Genomic DNA, 3,756 nt, shown 5'->3' on the forward strand with positions numbered 1-3,756 from the left:
CTCCTTTGGCAAACTTACTTATTATCTTACTTGATCCAAAGAATATTGCTGTGAAGACTATCAACATAGCTATAGCAGGCCATGCAAGACGTCCAAAGATTGCCATTACACTGGATCCTAAAATTACCCCCGTCATTATAGGTAGACCCAATTTCTGCGCAAACAACACTACATTACAGATTACCTTGGATGTCGCTCCGTCATGATTTGTCCCTGCTGCAGCACTAGCAACACCTTGACTGCACAACAATAGTAATAGAAACATACCTGCTGTACTCATGAAAAATCTTACAATTTTTGCCATAGTTAACCTCTACTGGAGAACAGCTACTGCACTGAATACTACACAGCAGAACATCCCTTAGACCCTAGTCCTCATGGTTTTCTCCTATTACTTATACACCATGACTACCACGCTGTGTGCTCAATGAGCAACCTACATGCTATTGCATATTATTCGATGATTAGTTAATTTATGATAAATCAGTGTTTATCCTATGTAAATATCGCAATATTGATTGTATTTTAGCTATATATCCATAATACATGCATATTCCAACCCTTTTACAGGATGATTATCTTTAGTATATCGGGTAAAATGCTAAAAAATGTCTAATCTCACTACGTATATTAGTAACATGTTTTCAATGTAGAAGTTAAACCCATAGTTGTTGATACTTTCCTCAAAATTGTATTAGTAATACTTGAGATTCATCTCTAGGTCATCGCAACTTAGATACACAACGAATTTAGCCACAACTCTCCGTACTACTAAGAGCAGTAGTATATTTACGTACACATAACCATAAACGTCATTGTCTTTGGCAGAATTAGCCGAAACAACCCTAATCTCAACACTTCACCATCTTCTTCTATGCTTAAGTTGACCTCTGGTCTTAGCTAGGGACCCTGACAGTATGTCTTTTGAACGTAAGTTCTTCGTTCAAACATTGCACGTAATTACAGTACAGAGCTTTCGAGTATTGCAATTCGTGATGCTACATTTAGACTGTGAATTTGTAACAGCAGCCTGTTGCTCGTGATCTGTTATTTACCTCTGTAAGCTCTCAGTACTCTCATGCAGCATATTTGCATGTGACCTATGAAAAGGAGATTCAGATTGATTTATGCACCTGTATTTTAGCAAAGTTACATAAAAAATATAGACCTCCTTAGCACAAGTATTTCCACATGACTCTTTTACACATGATGAAAATAAAATCTATGAAAGCTCAGCTATGCTATTCAAGCAATTCATGTTAATTCCGTCTAAACACCAAAGAGCTGTGTTATGATACGCGCTTTTTAGCGTACACCACCAAGCACAATCCAAAATACCTATAGACAGTCTACAAAGCATGCACTAGTTGTCGTTAACTCAATAACTAGTGCACAGAGCCTTGCGTCCTCTAAAAGACATACTATCCTATATAGTTTCACAGTTTACGGTTTGCATCCCGGAAATACCATCAGTGAATTTACTAATTACCTTTTCAGCTCCAAAAAACACTGCGGTAAATATTACTAATGCCGCGATCGCAGGCCACGCTAACCTGCCGAAAATTGCCATTACACTAGATCCTAAAATTACTCCCGTCATTATAGGCAATCCTATACCTCTCACAAACTTCACAACATTGCATATTACCTTACTAGTAACATCCTCATTGGTAGCACTTCCATGTTGAGCAACTGCTGGAAATAAGTTATTTTCAGCAACCCCAGCATGTGCTTCGTCTAATATCAGCAGTAAAACAAAAAATAGCGAGCCTTGTACTATCAAAAAAAATACTTTCTTATTAAAAAAGGTTCGCTCAAAACTTCTTCTATCCACGGCAATTGCTCTTCCTTGCGTATCCATAAAATCTCCTCTCATAGCAGCATAACTGCTGACATGCCGGATACACGCTATAGACTAAGATGTATGCACTCTCCATCTACTCTAGTAATGCGTATCCCGTACAACCTTCCGTACCAAAGAAGAGAAAAGGCCTACCTACAAATTTTACAGAAACTTGTTCGCGAAAGTCCTTCTACCTTGGATAAGAGCGTAATAGATTCTGTATGCAATACACAAATATTGCAATTAGCACCTACGACATCAACATTTTGCAACTTAACAACCAACACCAGTTGAAGATACAAAATGTCGCCGTGCATACAACAACACAACCTACACCTCTCCCTATAACCATCAAATGCTATAACCACTCTTGGATGCTGCATTACGCGATGAAAACAGAACTCAAGAAACACCTGAGCTATCCTGCTTGTTATGGTGGTAGCGTAAATATTAAATGTCACTGAAAAAATCTCCTTTTAGAAAGTGGCACAATGTCAGAGAACCTTGACGTAGTAGAAAGTACTAAAAATGTAATTACCCGATCATGTACACCTAGTCGATATGCCCCCATGAGTAGGCTTTTGAAAAACAAAGAATTTTCAGTAATTCAGCAGTACGTAAGCTACAAAACCACTCACATACCCAAACATCTGTCTATATGTTACCGCACAAAATATCATGATATTACTGCACATATTACATGCGCGTGTTGCCTATCATTTAATGGAAAATACCGAAACTCTCTTTTCAAACTGATAAACTGGGCAAAAACCAGTGTTTAATAATAACCAATCTCCACAATTCAATTACGTGCCGACTGCTGTTGAACCCAAAAAGTAATCAATAGATAGTAAAAAGCTTGTCACATCACACACGCCCTCTCAAACTAACCTAATGTGTTTTCCGGCATGCATGGTGCGAAAAACTACATACTGCAATAGCTTGACATTCATCTCTGATAGAACAACGCATTAATTGCGTAGTATATGTGCTGGAGGAAAAAGTGCATTTTTACACATTCACTGCTTACGCCAGCAGTGCTTATTTTATGACTGAAAAATTTTCCAAAAATGCCTTCGAAGACTACTACGCCACAGTACAACATCAACAAACCACTCTAACATAGCAGATATTGCTGTAATTACAGATCCATAGTTACCATGATATAATGAGGCATGTACCAGTAAAAACACGTTACTGATGCTTCTAATCCTCAAGTCAGCTAATACTGTACCTCTTCTTATCAACCCATAAGCACAGAGTAACCTATACATCTTTAACACCCTTAGGAAAATTCATGATGCTGTGAAGTACGTGCAAAACTAGACTCTGGTAAATTACACAATACGTCTCTCACAACACATAACAAAGTTGTGTTATATCTTAGACTAGACAAATTTCCATAGCAGGAGACAATACAGATTCTCTGTGCTACTTAAACTTTAAAAGCTTTACTTAAAAACACCCCACTCAACTTTTCTGAGCACGACTACCAATGCAATACCATACCAGAAAAATGACAGAAAGAACTTCTCAAAGAAGATACTACTATAGTACCGGAAGCCCTAAGGCTCATGCCACTCGCAGAAACAATCTAGATATTTATCAGAGTACCTCATAATCCAAGTATTAAAACCCTGCTATTTATGATCATGGAATTGCAGAAAGAGCGTCAGAAAAAAGCTAACTTCGTACTCTAGATGACAAATCTCAAACGGCAGCATCAACATTGCTACTCCCCTGAACAACAAGTAATACTTAAAGTGATGCAACATCTCCGCAAAATACATGTACGGATCTCCTATAATCCAAGAGGAGTTTATTGTGCGATATGTTTGCATGTGAAGTGCTACTGTCCGCCTTTTGCATGGATTCTGGAGCGCTTAAGGATGTGGTTTGGTGCAATATTTAGT

5 protein-coding genes are annotated in these 3,756 nt (G+C 38.0%); all 5 read right to left on the bottom strand.

What is annotated here, in order from left to right:
• Nucleotides 1-304 (bottom strand): TrbC/VirB2 family protein (locus KPX09_RS02125; RefSeq protein ID WP_249548746.1); only part of this gene is annotated, 304 nt, incomplete at its 3' end.
• 1,122 nt (nucleotides 305-1,426) lie between these two features.
• A complete protein-coding gene (gene virB2-3 / locus KPX09_RS02130) occupies nucleotides 1,427-1,861 on the bottom strand; it encodes a type IV secretion system protein VirB2-3 (RefSeq protein ID WP_249548747.1) in 435 nt (144 codons plus the stop codon).
• Nucleotides 1,862-1,992: 131 nt separating this feature from the next.
• Complete coding sequence (locus tag KPX09_RS02135; RefSeq protein ID WP_249548748.1) at nucleotides 1,993-2,304, bottom strand: hypothetical protein; 312 nt, start codon at nucleotides 2,302-2,304, stop codon at nucleotides 1,993-1,995.
• 585 nt (nucleotides 2,305-2,889) lie between these two features.
• Nucleotides 2,890-3,117 (bottom strand): hypothetical protein, encoded by a 228-nt coding sequence (locus KPX09_RS02140; RefSeq protein ID WP_249548749.1) that lies wholly within the window; start codon nucleotides 3,115-3,117, stop codon nucleotides 2,890-2,892.
• A gap of 366 nt (nucleotides 3,118-3,483) precedes the next feature.
• Entirely contained in the window at nucleotides 3,484-3,633 is a 150-nt protein-coding gene (locus KPX09_RS02145; RefSeq protein ID WP_249548750.1) for a hypothetical protein, read from the bottom strand.
• Nucleotides 3,634-3,756 lie beyond the last annotated feature (123 nt).

It is taken from the genome of Anaplasma phagocytophilum (genome assembly GCF_023476575.1).
Taxonomy (GTDB): Bacteria; Pseudomonadota; Alphaproteobacteria; order Rickettsiales; family Anaplasmataceae; genus Anaplasma; species Anaplasma phagocytophilum_A.